Origin of the sequence: Rosenbergiella gaditana (assembly GCF_018494065.1) — a bacterium.
In the GTDB taxonomy this organism is placed as follows: domain Bacteria; phylum Pseudomonadota; class Gammaproteobacteria; order Enterobacterales; family Enterobacteriaceae; genus Rosenbergiella; species Rosenbergiella gaditana.
This window is the reverse complement of record NZ_JABBFR010000019.1, coordinates 24,296-37,304: the sequence shown is the minus strand read 5'-3', so window position 1 is coordinate 37,304 and position 13,009 is coordinate 24,296. Positions and strand designations below refer to the sequence as shown.

Genomic DNA, 13,009 nt, shown 5'->3' with positions numbered 1-13,009 from the left:
AGACTTACCTCTTAATATAATGAGTGGGTGTTCTTTTCAATATCTTGCTGAGTTACCCGACCAAACATTTTGTAATAGCACCAAGCGGTATACGCCAAGACAATAGGCACGAAGATCATCGCCGCAAATGTCATGGTGGTAAGCGTGAGCTGGCTTGAGGTTGCATCCCACATCGTCAGGCTATTATTAATGACAGTACTTGATGGCATGATAAAGGGGAACATTGCCACACCCACTGTCATGATGACACAAGCAATGGTTAATGATGAGCTAAAGAACGCCCACCCTCCTCGTTGCACTGAGGCTAAAACAAAGGTCGTTAACGCAAATACGAGTCCACCTAGGGGAAAAATCCATAAACTCGGTGTGGTGGAGAAATTCTCTAGCCATAATCCTACCCCAGTCTCCACTTCTTTACCGATTGGGTTAGATTCGGCTGCATGATTGAGGGTAGACGCTAACTGATACCCTTCTATCCCATTCGCCAACCACACACCGGCTAACGCAAAACAGACAAACATAACTGCGCTACTTATTTGGCTACAACGCTGACTTCTTTTCAATAACACTGAATCGGTACGCATCATAAGATAAGTCGCACCTTGCGTCAGGATCATGGTCAGGCTGACTATCCCCGTTAACAACGCAAACGGGTTGAGCAGTTGGAAAAAGTTTCCGGTATAAAATAAGCGTAAATCATTATCGAAGTGGAATGGTACCCCTTGTAAAAGATTACCGAATGCCACACCAATAACCAGAGGCGGTACAAAGCTTCCTATAAAGATCCCCCAATCCCACATGCCCCGCCATGTTGGATTTTCTAGCTTAGAACGGTAGTCAAAACCAATCGGACGGAAAAAAAGTGAAGCAAGCACCAACATCATCGCAACATAAAATCCAGAAAATGCCGCGGCATAGATCATCGGCCAGGCAGCAAATAGCGCTCCTCCAGCCGTAATCAACCATACTTGGTTACCATCCCAATGGGGTGCAATGCTATTGATCATGATGCGTCGTTCAGTGTCTGTACGACCTATCAAGCACCCCAACATCCCAACGCCCATATCAAAGCCATCGGTAACAGCGAAACCAATAAAGAGGATGCCAATGAGCAGCCACCACACAAAGCGTAATACTTCGTAATCAAACATGAATGCGTCCTCGATTCTTTAAACTGAAGCGTTATCCGTAGATTGCTCATGATGGTATCGGCCAGTTTTCAAGCTCGACGGGCCTAAACGGGCGAACTTAATCATTAAATACATCTCAGCAATAATGAATAAGGTGTAAAGCCCAAGCACTAACCCCATCGAAAAGAGAAGATCACCGACAGTTAAGGATGAATTGGCCACGGCCGTCGGTAGCACTTCGCCGATTGCCCACGGCTGACGTCCGTATTCCGCCACAAACCAGCCTGACTCAACCGCTATCCAAGGCAAAGGGAGTGCACACACTGCCGCTTTCAATATTACGCGATTTCTTGCAATACGATTACGTAATACAGTAATAAACGACGCGGCAATCACTAAGAAGATCAGTGCGCCACACAACACCATAATGCGGAAAGAGAAATAGAGCGGTGCAACACTCGGGATTGAATCTTTAGTAGCTTGCTGAATTTGAGCTTCCGTCGCGTCGCTGACATTCTGTGTATAGCGTTTGAGCAATAATCCGTATCCGAGATCCTTTTTATGGCTTTCAAAGGCTTCACGTACCGCCATTTCTTGATTACCACTGCGTAACTCGGTTAATAAGGCATAGGCTTTCATCCCATTGCGGATACGAATTTCATGCTCAGCTAAGAGATCTTTCAACCCCAGCACAGGCTTATCGGTGGAACGGGTGGCTATCAGTCCGAGTAGGTATGGGACTTGAACTGCATAATGGTTTTTTTCAGCCTGTTGGTCGGGAAGACCAAACAGTGTGAAAGCGGCTGGCGCAGGTTGTGTTTCCCATTCCGCTTCAATCGCGGCCAGTTTAGTTTTTTGCACATCCCCCATTTCGTATCCAGATTCATCACCGAGAATGATGACCGAAAGTACCGCTGCCATACCAAAACTTGCGGCAATAGCAAAAGAGCGTTTCGCAAACGCAACATCGCGCCCTTTCAATAAATACCATGCACTGATAGCCAAGACAAAAATTGCGCCAGTGGTATAGCCGGAAGCGACGGTGTGCACAAATTTAACTTGCGCGACGGGATTGAGTACTAATTCGGAGAAGCTCACCATCTCCATTCGCATGGTTTCAAAATTAAATTCTGATGCGACAGGATTTTGCATCCAACCATTCGCCACTAATATCCATAGCGCGGATAAGTTTGATCCCAGCGCCACTAACCATGTCACCGCTAAATGTTGAACTTTCCCTAAGCGATCCCAGCCAAAGAAAAATAGCCCGACAAAGGTCGATTCTAAAAAGAAAGCCATTAATCCTTCAATAGCTAAAGGGGCGCCAAAAATATCGCCAACATAATGCGAATAATAAGACCAGTTGGTGCCAAACTGGAATTCCATCGTCAGACCGGTGGCGACCCCGAGGGCAAAATTGATCCCAAACAGTTTTCCCCAAAACTTCGTCATGTCTTTATAAATTTGCTTACCCGTAAAAACGTAGACCGTTTCCATAATCGCCAGCAAGAACGCCATACCGAGCGTTAGTGGGACAAAAAGGAAGTGGTACATTGCGGTTAACGCAAACTGTAAGCGAGAGAGTTCGACGATATCAAACATCCTTACTCCTTTTTTCACTCTAGTTTTCACCCGTTACTGGAAATTATTCCAATAACCTTAATGAAATCTAAAGAGATGATGTTAATAATCCAGCATAATAGTAATAAGAGGCATTATGATTAGGCTGCTTATTATCTGCCGATGCCTAGAGCTATTATTTAATAAATGATAGCCTTCCACCCCAATTAAAGGTTCTAAGTAGAGAGAGGTGCTCACGGTGATAGTGGAAGATAATGTAATCTTAGTGATTAATTATTTCTAGAAACTAACGAAGGGTTAATTGATCTCGATCTAGATAATTATAACTATATTTATGAAAAATTATATTGTTAAAATTATTCACTATTTTTGTTTTATTTTTGAATAAAAAAAAGCCATCGAACTGTCGATGGCTTAATAACAAATACTAATTAATTAGCGAGCAGGTAGAACCGCTTTCACCGCATCACCGATATCGGCAAGGCTGCGCACTGTTTTAACACCCGCAGCTTCTAATGCCGCAAATTTCTCGTCAGCAGTGCCTTTACCGCCGGCAATGATGGCACCTGCGTGTCCCATACGTTTACCTTTCGGGGCCGTTACACCGGCAATGTAGCTAACGACAGGTTTAGTGACATGTGCTTTGATATAAGCGGCTGCTTCTTCTTCGGCACTCCCACCAATTTCACCGATCATTACGATCGCTTCAGTTTGCGGATCTTTCTCGAATAACTCAAGAATATCGATAAAGCTTGAACCCGGAATAGGGTCGCCACCAATACCAACACATGTCGATTGACCGTAGCCAATATCGGTTGTTTGCTTCACGGCTTCATAAGTCAGAGTGCCTGAACGTGAAACAATCCCGACACGACCTGGTTGGTGAATGTGGCCTGGCATAATACCAATTTTACACTCGCCTGGAGTGATCACACCTGGACAGTTAGGACCGATCATCCGCACACCTGCTTGGTCCAATTTCACCTTCACCGTTAACATATCCAGCGTAGGAATACCTTCGGTAATAGTGATGATCAGTTTTATGCCTGCATCAATCGCTTCTAAAATACTGTCTTTACAGAATGGCGCGGGAACGTAGATTACAGAAGCAGTCGCGCCTGTGACTTCCACCGCTTCCCGTACAGTATTGAACACCGGTAAACCTAAGTGCGTTGTTCCGCCTTTACCTGGGGTTACGCCACCCACCATTTGCGTGCCGTAAGCGATCGCTTGTTCGGAGTGAAACGTGCCTTGGCCACCGGTAAAACCTTGGCAGATGACTTTAGTATTCTTATCAATCAAAATAGACATTATTTACCCTCCGCCGCAGCGACTACTTGCTGGGCAGCGTCAGTCAAACTGGTAGCTGCAATAATATTTAGACCACTTTCTGCTAAACGTTGTGCACCTAATTCAGCATTATTTCCTTCGAGACGAACGACGACAGGGACATTCACCCCCACCTCTTCAACTGCACCGATAATACCGTCGGCAATCAAGTCACAACGGACAATCCCACCAAAGATATTCACCAGTACCGCTTTCACCGCATCGTCAGAAAGAATAATTTTGAATGCTTCCGTCACGCGCTCTTTGGTTGCCCCGCCCCCAACATCGAGGAAGTTAGCCGGTTGCCCACCATGGTGTTTAACGATATCCATAGTGCCCATCGCTAAGCCTGCACCGTTAACCATACAGCCGATGTTGCCTTCCAATGCAACATAGTTTAGTTCCCATTGTGCCGCATGAGCTTCACGGGAATCTTCTTGGCTTGGATCATGCATTTCGCGTAATTCAGATTGACGGAACATCGCGTTGCTATCAGCGCCAAGTTTTCCATCTAAACAGATGAGGTCACCTTGGGTGGTGATGACCAGCGGGTTAATTTCAACTAATGCCAGATCGCGCTCAAGGAATAATGTCGCCAGTCCCATAAAGATTTTCGCGAATTGACTGACTTGCTTACCTTCCAGTCCTAATTTGAACGCGAGTTCACGACCTTGGTAAGGCATTGGACCCGTTAACGGGTCCAGGGCCATTTTATGAATTAAGTGTGGGGTCTCTTCAGCGACTTTCTCAATTTCAACGCCACCTTCCGTTGACGCCATAAACACCACGCGGCGAGTACTGCGGTCAACGACTGCTCCGAGGTATAGCTCTTTATCGATATCGGTAGCGGCTTCAACCAAGATTTGGTTGACCGGCTGTCCTTGCCCATCAGTTTGATAGGTCACTAAACGCTTGCCTAACCAGCCTTCGGCAAAGCTACGGATCTCTTCTTTGCTCTTAACGACTTTTACGCCACCCGCTTTACCGCGACCGCCCGCATGGACTTGGCATTTCACTACCCAAGGTCCACTACCAATTTTTGATGCTGCTTCTTCAGCTTCACGAGGCGTACTGCAAGCATAACCAGACGGCGCAGGTAAGCCATAACGAGCAAAAAGCTGTTTCGCCTGATATTCATGTAAATTCATAGGGTATTATCCGTTCAGGTCAAAAAAATAGGCGCATATTACACGCGCCACAGTAAATTAGACATCCAGTAGCAGACGTGCAGGATCTTCAAGCAGGTCTTTAATCGCAACGAGGTAGCCCACTGATTCACGACCATCAATCAGACGGTGGTCATAAGAGAGTGCGAGATACATCATTGGAAGGATTTCGACTTGGCCGTTGACTGCCATCGGGCGATCCTTGATAGCATGCATCCCTAAGATCGCGCTTTGTGGTGGGTTGATGATCGGTGTCGACATCAAGGATCCAAACACTCCACCATTGGTGATCGTAAAGTTGCCACCGGTTAATTCTTCAACCGTTAACTTGCCATCACGTCCTTTGATCGCTAACTCTTTAATTTTCTTCTCGATGTCAGCCATGCTCAATGCATCAACATCTTTCAGTACAGGTGTGACCAAGCCACGTGGCGTTGACACCGCAATGCTGACATCAAAATAGTTGTGATACACCACATCATCGCCATCGATTGAAGCATTCACTTCTGGATAACGTTTAAGGGCTTCAACCACCGCTTTAATGTAGAAAGACATAAAGCCTAAACGCACACCATGACGTTTCTCGAACGCTTCGCCGTACTGCTTACGTATTTGCATAATTGGCTTCATATTGACCTCGTTAAAGGTGGTCAACATGGCGGTGCTATTTTTGGCTTCTAACAAACGCTCTGCAACACGTTTACGTAAACGCGTCATCGGAACACGTTTCTCACTACGGTTTGAAAGAGGCATGGTTACAGACTGGGCAGCGGTCTCTGTTTTAGACGCTGATTTCGCCGCGGCAAGATGTTTTTCAACATCTTCACGGGTAATACGTCCACCCACACCCGTACCTTTAATTTGCGTGGCATCCAAGGTATGTTCAGCGATTAAGCGGCGAATAGCAGGGGTTAAGAAATCATTGGACTCGTCACTATTTTCCGGCGTCGTTGCGGCGGAATCAGGTGCTGAAACCGGAGAAGGCGTTGGCGTAGCTGTGCTCTCTTTGCCTGCACTATTACCCTCTTTAAGACGACCCAATAGCTGACGAGAGACGACTGTCGCCCCTTCTGCTTCAACGATGGCTTCCAAAATACCGTCAGCCGCCGCAGGCACCTCTAAAATCACTTTATCGGTTTCAATTTCTACCAGCACTTCATCGCGCTGGACGCTGTCACCGGGCTGTTTGTGCCAAGTTGCAACCGTGGCATCGGCAACAGATTCCGGTAAATCGGGAACGAAAATTTCTAAGCTACTCATTGTCTTTCCTTTTTATCAATCAACGTTCAGCGCATCATTAACTAATTCTTGCTGCTGCTTTTGGTGAACAGACATATATCCCACAGCTGGAGAAGCGGAAGCCGCTCGGCCAGCGTAGCGTAATTTGGCCCCAGCGGGGACGACATCATGGAAATTATGTTGGCTACAATACCAAGCGCCTTGGTTAAGCGGCTCTTCTTGGCACCACACGAAATCAGTAACATGGCTGTAAGCACTGATCGCCTGTTGGACCGCTTTGTGTGGGAACGGATAGAGTTGCTCAATACGAATAATGGCAACGTTGTCTTGCTCGTTTTTACGACGTTGCTCTAGTAAATCGTAATAAACCTTACCGGAACAGAGCACCACACGTTTAACCTTCTGCGCATCCAGCGAATCGATTTCTGGAATAGCAGGCATAAACTCGCCTTGTGCCAGTTCATCCATACCTGAGATTGCTAGCGGATGACGCAACAGGGATTTCGGAGACATCACCACCAGTGGACGGCGCATACCGCGAAGTGCCTGACGACGTATCATGTGGTAAACCTGTGCTGGAGTCGAGGGCACACAGACCTGCATATTTTGATCGGCACATAGCTGCAGATAACGTTCAAGACGAGCCGATGAGTGTTCTGGACCTTGGCCTTCGTAGCCATGAGGTAACAGCATCACTAATCCACACATCCGGCCCCATTTTTGCTCACCTGAACTGATGAACTGGTCAATCACCACTTGAGCACCGTTAGCGAAGTCGCCGAATTGTGCTTCCCATATCGTCAAGGTACGGGGTTCTGCTGTCGCATAGCCATATTCAAAGGCCAGTACGGCTTCTTCGGATAAGACGGAATCCCATACTTTGAATACACCCTGCCCTTTACGGACATGGTGAAGGGGTGTAAAGGTCGAGCCATTGCTTTGATTATGTATGACCGCGTGACGATGGAAGAAGGTACCACGTCCTGAATCCTCACCCGATAAACGGACTGAAACGCCTTCGTCAACTAAGGTGGCATAAGCTAAGTTTTCTGCGCCGCCCCAATCGAAAGCTTTGTTTCCTTCCGCCATCTCATGACGATCATTATAAATTTTCTTCACACGAGATTGCGCTTCGATCTCAGCAGGGATCTGACTTAGATTAACCGCAATCTGTTTGAGTCGATTCTGGTCAACCGTCGCAGGATAAGCTTCATCCCACTCGTGATTTAGATAAGGTGACCAAGTACAGGAGTTCAGCGTCATTGGACGCCACTCTTCCACCACACATTCCCCTGCATCCAGTGCATCGCGATACACATTGACCAGTTCAGTCACTTCGCCTGCACTGACGACGTTAGAGGCCGTTAATTTATCCGCATAAATTTTACGCGGCGTGGGGTGTTGCTTAATTTTTTTGTACATCACGGGCTGCGTGGCACTCGGCTCATCAGCTTCGTTATGCCCATGGCGGCGATAGCACACGAGATCGATAAAGACGTCCCGCTTAAAGGTATTACGATAATCCAAGGCTAAGCGCGTCACAAAAGCGACCGCTTCGGGATCATCGGCATTAACGTGGAAAATCGGCGTCTGAATCATCTTGCCGATATCCGTACAATAAGGCGTAGAACGCGCATCTTTCGGATTAGAGGTGGTAAAACCGACTTGGTTATTGATCACGATACGTACAGTGCCGCCAACCATATAACCTCGTGCTTGAGACATATTTAGCGTCTCTTGCACCACTCCTTGGCCAATTACCGCCGCATCACCGTGAATGGTGATTGGCAGGACTTTGTTAATGGCTGAAGGCTCATCAAGACGGTCAAGACGTGCACGAACAGATCCCATTACCACTGGGCTAACAATTTCTAAGTGAGAGGGGTTAAACGCCAAGGCTAAGTGAACCAAACCACCTTCTGTTTCTAGATCCGATGAGAAGCCCATATGGTATTTCACATCACCGGCACCCAGATGCTCATGATGTTTACCGGCGAATTCATCGAACAGATCTTGTGTTTTTTTACCGAGAACGTTGATCAGCACGTTAAGGCGGCCACGGTGTGCCATACCCAGTACCACTTCTTGCGTTCCCTGCTTACCCGCATGGCGGATCATTTCACGCAGCATTGGGATTAAAGCATCCCCGCCTTCAAGAGAAAAGCGCTTGGCTCCAGGGAACTTAGCCCCTAAATACTTTTCCATTCCTTCAGCAGCGGTAAGCTCTTTTAAAAATTTTTTCTTTTCTTCCGCACTGAAGGTTGCTTGACCGGCGACCGATTCGATACGTTGCTGAATCCAACGTTTCTCTTCGGTGTTGGTGATATGCATATACTCCGCACCAATTGACCCGCAATAAGTCTGTTTCAATGCGTCAAATATATCGGAAAGTTTCATTGTCTCTTTGCCTGAGGCAAACGAACCGACATTGAAGCTTTCATTAAAATCACTGGCACTTAAACCATGAAATGCCGGATCGAGATCAGGAACTTCCTCTTGTTGCCACAGCCCTAAAGGGTCTAAATTGGCTTTTTGATGGCCGCGGAAACGAAAAGCATTGATGAGTTGTAATACCTTAACCTGTTTGGAGTTGGTTTCAGGATCACTCACCGAGGTAGTATAACGTGTCGCATCTTTGGCTAGACGCCGAAAATACTCTCGCGTTGTGGAATGATATTGATCAGGTCTTAGTGCGTCCGCGGGGAATTGTGCGAACCTTTCACGCCAGACACTATCTACCGAGTCAGGATCGGTGAGGTAATCCTCATACAACTGCTCGATATAGGACTGGTTCGCGCCGGCCAGCCAGGATGAGTCTAGCCAGGATTTCATTGCGCTATTCTGCATAGTGATCCCTTAAGCAATGCTATGCTTTTCGTAATATAATTCACCGTTAAACGGAGATACCCAAACAGATGACCGCTCTGTTCTATCGGTTCAGCGATACGAGTGCAAAGAGTACTGCCCCCGCAGGGAACCTTTGGCAATTCGACGACTTACTGTGCAATCGAATTGACAAAGATGCCAGTAAAACAACGGGGAGTCACCCTCCCCGCTTGATGATGCTATGCACCACGTTTCAGTAACATGGATTTGATGTGACCAATCGCCTTAGTCGGGTTGAGACCTTTAGGGCAGACATTGACACAGTTCATAATGCTATGACAACGGAATACGCTGAAAGCATCATCCAAATTATCCAAACGTGACTCTGTCTCGGTGTCACGACTATCGATTAAGAAACGATAAGCAGCGAGTAATCCTGCGGGACCGATAAATTTGTCCGGGTTCCACCAAAATGATGGGCAGGATGTAGAACAGCATGCACAGAGAATACACTCATACAGTCCGTCAAGATGTGCGCGGTCTTCCGGCGATTGTAAAAATTCACGTGCAGGTGGATTTTTATTATCATTTAACAAGAAAGGCTTAATCTTCTCGTATTGGGTGTAAAACTGTGCCATATCGACGACTAAGTCGCGAACAACCGGTAAGCCAGGTAGTGGGCGAATAATAATCTTCCCTTTACCAGACAGTGCAGAGACCGGTGTGACACAAGCTAATCCATTTTTCCCGTTCATGTTAATGCCGTCGGAACCGCAGACGCCTTCACGGCATGAACGACGAAACGCTAGCGTTGGGTCTTGCTCTTTTAATTTAATCAGCGCGTCCAATAACATCATGTCGCGCCCTTCTTCCGCCTCCAGCGTATAGTCTTGCATACGCGGAGCATCATCGACTTCTGGGTTATAACGATATACAGAAAATTCGAGCTTCATTAGTCTCTCCGCCAATTAGTAAGTACGCACTTTGGGAGGGAACGCTTCGCGCAGCGTAGGCTGCATGTTCACCTCACGTCGGGTCATACTCTCACTCTGTGGCAGATAGAGGCTATGACATAACCATTTCTCATCATCCCGTTCTGGGTAATCGAAACGACTGTGAGCACCACGGCTTTCTGTACGATAGTTTGCCGCCACTGCCGTTGCAAAAGCAGTTTCCATCAAATTATCGAGTTCTAAGCATTCAATACGCTGTGTATTAAAATCGGGTGAGCGGTCATCGAGACGCGCATTGTGTAAACGCTTACGGATCGATTTTAGCTCTTCTAAGCCTTTAGCCATCGCATCGCCTTCACGGAAGACCGAGAAGTTGTGTTGCATACAGGTTTGTAGTGCTTTACGAATCTCAGCGGGATCTTCACCCTCACGGTTATCTTCCCAGCGTTGATAACGGCTCATCGCTTGTGCGATCTCTTCTTCGGTCGCCTCTCGCAGTGTGCCCTGAGAAGCGATCGATTCTTGCAGATGTAAGCCCGCTGCACGGCCAAACACTACAAGGTCGAGTAAGGAGTTACCGCCCAAGCGGTTAGCCCCATGTACTGACACACAAGCAATCTCACCCACCGCAAATAACCCTGGCACAACAACGTCGTTACCTTGGGCATCAACCGTCAAGGCTTGACCTGATACCTTAGTCGGGATCCCACCCATCATGTAGTGACACGTTGGGATGACAGGGATCGGCTCTTTAATGGGATCCACATGCGCAAAGGTGCGAGAGAGTTCCAAGATCCCTGGTAGCCGTGACTCGAGGACTTCGCTGCCTAAGTGGTCGAGTTTTAATTTGAGGTGTGGACCCCAAGGGCCATCACAACCACGACCTTCACGAATTTCGATCATCATTGAACGGGCAACAACGTCACGGCCAGCAAGGTCTTTGGCGTTAGGAGCATAACGCTCCATAAAACGCTCACCATGCTTATTCAATAAGTATCCACCTTCACCACGACAGCCTTCCGTCACCAGAACGCCAGCACCCGCAATACCTGTTGGGTGGAACTGCCACATTTCCATATCTTGAACCGGCACGCCTGCTCGAAGCGCCATGCCCACGCCATCCCCTGTATTGATGTGCGCATTGGTCGTTGATTGGTAAATACGTCCTGCTCCGCCCGTAGCCAATATCGTTGCCTGGGCTTTGAAATAGACGACTTCACCCGTTTCAATACAGATTGCCGTACAGCCTACTACTGCTCCATCGGCATTTTTTACCAAATCTAAAGCGTACCACTCGGAAAATATGGTGGTATGGTTTTTTAAATTTTGCTGGTAAAGCGTATGCAATAAAGCATGCCCAGTACGGTCAGCCGCCGCTGCCGTTCGTGCAGCTTGCTCGCCACCGAAATTCTTCGATTGACCGCCAAACGGACGTTGGTAAACGGTGCCATCTTCTAAACGAGAGAAGGGTAAACCCATATGCTCAAGCTCTAAGATCGCTTCGGGGCCGGTTTTACACATATATTCGATAGCGTCTTGGTCACCGATATAATCGGAGCCTTTGACGGTGTCGTACATGTGCCATTCCCAGTTATCTTCATGCGTATTCCCTAATGCCACAGTAATGCCGCCTTGTGCGGAAACAGTGTGAGAACGGGTGGGAAATACTTTTGATAATAACGCACAACTTTGACCAGATTGTGAAATTTGTAGTGCTGCACGCATACCCGCGCCGCCCGCACCAATCACAATCGCATCGAATTCTCTAACAGGCAGTTTCATTACGCACCCCACACCACAAATGTGCCATAAATCGCATAGCTCGCTAATGCGATAATAATAATCAGTTGCACGACCAGACGGACAGCAAGGTTTTTAACGTAATCAGTCAACACCTGCCACATGCCAATCCAGCCGTGAATGAGAATCGATAATAGCGTGAGGAGCGTAAATACCTTGGTAAAAGGCATGGCAAAAAAGCCGCGCCACATATCGTAGTTAAGTGGGCCGCTGACCACGAAAAAACCAAGAATATAGACGACATACAGTGCAATCAGAATCGCGGCTGCTCGCAGCAATAACCAATCATGTACGCCATTTCTTCCGAGTGCGGAAACATTGTTTACCATACGAGAACCCCCGCTAAAATCGACAGTATGGCTGCAATGATAAAGGAGGCCACAGCACTCCGTTTTCCAGCAACCATGGTTTCTTCCATAAAGCCAAAGTCCGCAAGCAGATGGCGGATTCCCCCGACAATATGATAGGCCAGTGCTGTTAAGATCCCCCACAGGATAAATTTCACGAAGAAACTTCCCATGATGGCAGCCGCTTGATTGAAACCTTCTGGAGATGAGAGAGAGAGCCCTAGCAACCAAAGTAAGATTCCCAGCGCGACGAAGGTAATTACGCCTGATACACGGTGGAGAATGGATGCTATTGCAGTAACGGGAAACCGGATCGTCGAGAGATCCAAGTTGACAGGTCTTTGTTTATTCACGGTTTTGCCCACACAGCTCTTTTTTATTATGTCTCCTCCGGCCCTGCTGCTTGCCAACTTCTGGTGAAGCTCACTTACAGAACAGTCACATCCAGTGTTAGACGAAAAAAACGCTGGGTGCCTCCTGAAACAGGTAAATCCGGAGACCTAGTAGGGATTATAGAGAGATCACAATCTTATTACAATTACTCTACAATTTCTTTGTGTAAATTAAAACAAATCAGTGATCTAACTCACTATTACTGACATTTACTTATCGCTAATCCACTGATTTGATGCAAATAA

At 47.2% G+C, this 13,009-nt stretch carries 10 protein-coding genes; all 10 read right to left on the bottom strand.

From position 1 onward, the window contains the following. Positions 1-11: 11 nt before the first annotated feature. A complete protein-coding gene (gene cydB, locus HH682_RS12770) occupies positions 12-1,151 on the bottom strand; it encodes a cytochrome d ubiquinol oxidase subunit II (RefSeq protein WP_214237931.1) in 1,140 nt (379 codons plus the stop codon). 18 nt (positions 1,152-1,169) lie between these two features. Beyond that, positions 1,170-2,732, bottom strand: a complete 1,563-nt coding sequence (cydA, locus tag HH682_RS12765; protein WP_214237930.1) for a cytochrome ubiquinol oxidase subunit I — start codon at positions 2,730-2,732, stop codon at positions 1,170-1,172. Positions 2,733-3,146: 414 nt separating this feature from the next. Then, positions 3,147-4,022 (bottom strand): succinate--CoA ligase subunit alpha, encoded by an 876-nt coding sequence (gene sucD / locus HH682_RS12760; protein WP_214237929.1) that lies wholly within the window; start codon positions 4,020-4,022, stop codon positions 3,147-3,149. Further along, positions 4,022-5,188, bottom strand: coding sequence for an ADP-forming succinate--CoA ligase subunit beta (sucC, locus tag HH682_RS12755; RefSeq protein WP_214237928.1), 1,167 nt, complete (start codon positions 5,186-5,188; stop codon positions 4,022-4,024). The genes sucD and sucC overlap by 1 nt, the downstream gene beginning before the upstream one ends. Before the next feature lie 57 nt (positions 5,189-5,245). Next, a complete protein-coding gene (gene odhB, locus HH682_RS12750; RefSeq protein ID WP_214237927.1) occupies positions 5,246-6,466 on the bottom strand; it encodes a 2-oxoglutarate dehydrogenase complex dihydrolipoyllysine-residue succinyltransferase in 1,221 nt (406 codons plus the stop codon). Positions 6,467-6,481: 15 nt separating this feature from the next. Continuing rightward, complete coding sequence (gene sucA / locus HH682_RS12745; protein WP_214237926.1) at positions 6,482-9,292, bottom strand: 2-oxoglutarate dehydrogenase E1 component; 2,811 nt, start codon at positions 9,290-9,292, stop codon at positions 6,482-6,484. Between the two features lie 218 nt (positions 9,293-9,510). Next, complete coding sequence (locus tag HH682_RS12740; protein ID WP_214237925.1) at positions 9,511-10,224, bottom strand: succinate dehydrogenase iron-sulfur subunit; 714 nt, start codon at positions 10,222-10,224, stop codon at positions 9,511-9,513. A 15-nt stretch (positions 10,225-10,239) separates the two neighbouring features. Further along, entirely contained in the window at positions 10,240-12,006 is a 1,767-nt protein-coding gene (gene sdhA / locus HH682_RS12735; protein ID WP_214237924.1) for a succinate dehydrogenase flavoprotein subunit, read from the bottom strand. Beyond that, complete coding sequence (gene sdhD / locus HH682_RS12730) at positions 12,006-12,353, bottom strand: succinate dehydrogenase membrane anchor subunit (RefSeq protein ID WP_214237923.1); 348 nt, start codon at positions 12,351-12,353, stop codon at positions 12,006-12,008. Before sdhD ends, sdhA begins: the two co-directional genes overlap by 1 nt. Continuing rightward, positions 12,347-12,736: a succinate dehydrogenase cytochrome b556 subunit gene (gene sdhC / locus HH682_RS12725; protein ID WP_214237922.1), complete on the bottom strand. Its 390-nt coding sequence runs from the start codon at positions 12,734-12,736 to the stop codon at positions 12,347-12,349. Before sdhC ends, sdhD begins: the two co-directional genes overlap by 7 nt. Between the last annotated feature and the right edge of the window lie 273 nt (positions 12,737-13,009).

Coding starts and splice junctions, on each gene's coding strand:
- sucC (WP_214237928.1), bottom strand. CDS start 5,188: ATGAATTTACATGAATATCAGGCGAAACAGCTTTTTGCTCGTTATGGC.
- sdhA (WP_214237924.1), bottom strand. CDS start 12,006: ATGAAACTGCCTGTTAGAGAATTCGATGCGATTGTGATTGGTGCGGGC.
- HH682_RS12740 (WP_214237925.1), bottom strand. CDS start 10,224: ATGAAGCTCGAATTTTCTGTATATCGTTATAACCCAGAAGTCGATGAT.
- sucD (WP_214237929.1), bottom strand. CDS start 4,022: ATGTCTATTTTGATTGATAAGAATACTAAAGTCATCTGCCAAGGTTTT.
- cydA (WP_214237930.1), bottom strand. CDS start 2,732: ATGTTTGATATCGTCGAACTCTCTCGCTTACAGTTTGCGTTAACCGCA.
- sucA (WP_214237926.1), bottom strand. CDS start 9,292: ATGCAGAATAGCGCAATGAAATCCTGGCTAGACTCATCCTGGCTGGCC.
- cydB (WP_214237931.1), bottom strand. CDS start 1,151: ATGTTTGATTACGAAGTATTACGCTTTGTGTGGTGGCTGCTCATTGGC.
- sdhD (WP_214237923.1), bottom strand. CDS start 12,353: ATGGTAAACAATGTTTCCGCACTCGGAAGAAATGGCGTACATGATTGG.
- odhB (WP_214237927.1), bottom strand. CDS start 6,466: ATGAGTAGCTTAGAAATTTTCGTTCCCGATTTACCGGAATCTGTTGCC.